This is a genomic window from Streptomyces sp. NPDC055078 (assembly GCF_053607985.1).
Genome location: NZ_JBSGUP010001054.1, coordinates 1 through 1,693, shown reverse-complemented (window position 1 = coordinate 1,693; position 1,693 = coordinate 1). Strand labels below are relative to the sequence as shown.

The 1,693-nt window shown below is 75.6% G+C and carries 2 protein-coding genes; both read right to left on the bottom strand.

Translation table 11 applies throughout. The annotated features are described in order from the left end of the window. Positions 1–1,228: ABC transporter ATP-binding protein (locus ACWF94_RS40065; RefSeq protein ID WP_453500158.1), on the bottom strand; the 1,228-nt coding region annotated here is incomplete at its 3' end. After that, on the bottom strand, positions 1,225–1,693 hold a 469-nt coding region (locus ACWF94_RS40060; protein WP_453500156.1), incomplete at its 5' end, for an ABC transporter permease subunit. The genes ACWF94_RS40060 and ACWF94_RS40065, both read right to left, overlap by 4 nt.

The following is a 1,693-nucleotide window of genomic DNA, read 5'->3' as shown; positions in this document are numbered from 1 at the left end:
GGCCGCCGGAGAGTTCGCCGGGCAGCCGCCGCAGATGGTCCGGCGAGAGCCGGACCAGGGACAGCAGACGGGCCGTCTCGTCGTCGATCTGCTCGGGGTCCCGCATGCCCCGCAGCACCCGCAGCGGCCGGGACAGGGCCGTGTGGATGCTCTGCGCCGGATGCAGTGTCTCCGCCGGGCTCTGCGGTACGAGTTGGACCGCGGCCCGGTCGGCGGTCGGCCGCTTGCGGGCGAGGGCGTGGAGCGGACGGCAGTCGAGCAGCACGGTGCCCGCGTCGGGCGGGTGCAGTCCGGCGAGAGCGCGGGCGAGGGTGCTCTTGCCGGAGCCGGAGACCCCGGTGACGGCCAGACAGCGCCCCGGGTGCAGGGCGAGGTCGACCCCGCCGAGCACGGGCCGGGAGCCGAGGGCCACCCGCAGGCCGCCGGCCGTCAGGACGGGCGCCTCCTCCGCCACGGCGCCGCGCGGGCGGTCCGCGTCGAACCGGGCCGCAGCGACGAGCCGTTGCGCGGCCGGGGAGCGCGGCGTGCCGGTCACCCCCTCCGCCGGGCCGTCCTCCACGATCCGTCCCTCGTCCAGGACGACGATCCGGTCGACAAGACCGTCCACGGAGCCGAGGTCATGGGTGATCCACAGCAGTCCGGCCCCCGACGACCTCAGCCGCCCGAGTTCCGCCCGGACCTCCTCCCTGGCGGTGGCGTCCAGCGCCGAGGTGGGTTCGTCGAGTACGAGCAGCCGGGGCGTCCGGGCCAGGGCGACGGCCAGTGCCCCGCGCTGCTGCTGGCCGCCGGAGAGTTCGGCCGGGCGCCGTTCGCCGAGCGCGGGCGGCAGTCCGACCCGCTGGAGCAGTGTGTCGGCCGCCGGACCGTCGTCGGAGCCGAGGGCGGTCCGCAGGGTCGTGCCCAGGCGCCGGTACGGATTGAGCGTGGTGCCCGGGTCCTGCCCCACATAGGCGGCGATCCGCCCGCGCAGCTCCGGGGACGGCCGGGGGAGGGCGGAGTGTCCTGCCACACTCACCCGCCCGGCCCGCAGCGCGATGCCCGGCCGCAGCTGGCCGAGCACCGCGAGCGCGAGCGTGGTCTTGCCCGACCCGGACGCGCCGACCACGGCGACACACTCCCCGGGGGCGACGGTGAGGGACACCCGGTCCAGGACCGGTCCTTCGGACGAGTGCAGTTCCAGTCCGGCGATACGGATCAACGGCTCGGCGGTCTTCGTCGGCTCGGTCATCGTGGGCCCACCCGTTTCCGGCGCGTCATGGTGTCCGACAGCAGATTGACGCTCACCGCGAGGACGGCGATGAGCAGAAGAGGGGCCAGCAGGGCCACCGGTTGCAGACTCGCTCCGGGCAGCGCCTCGACCACGAGCGTGCCCCAGTCGGACCCGGCGACCCCGACACCGAGGAACCCGGCGGCCGTGACCAGATACAGGGCGAGGACGAAGCGCAGCCCGATGTCGGCGACCACCGTCGAGGAGACCAGCGGCAGCACCTCGTGGCGCAGCAGCCAGGGCCAGCGTTCGCCGCGGGCGATCGCGAGTTCGACGTGCGGACGCCGCAGGACCGGCGCCGCGGCGGCGTGGATGACCCGCGCGGACAGCGGAGCACTCGCCACCGAGGCCGCCAGCACGATGCCGAGGCGTCCGGGCACGGCCGTGAGGACGAGCAGGAGCGCCAGCACCGGAGGCAGCGCGGCG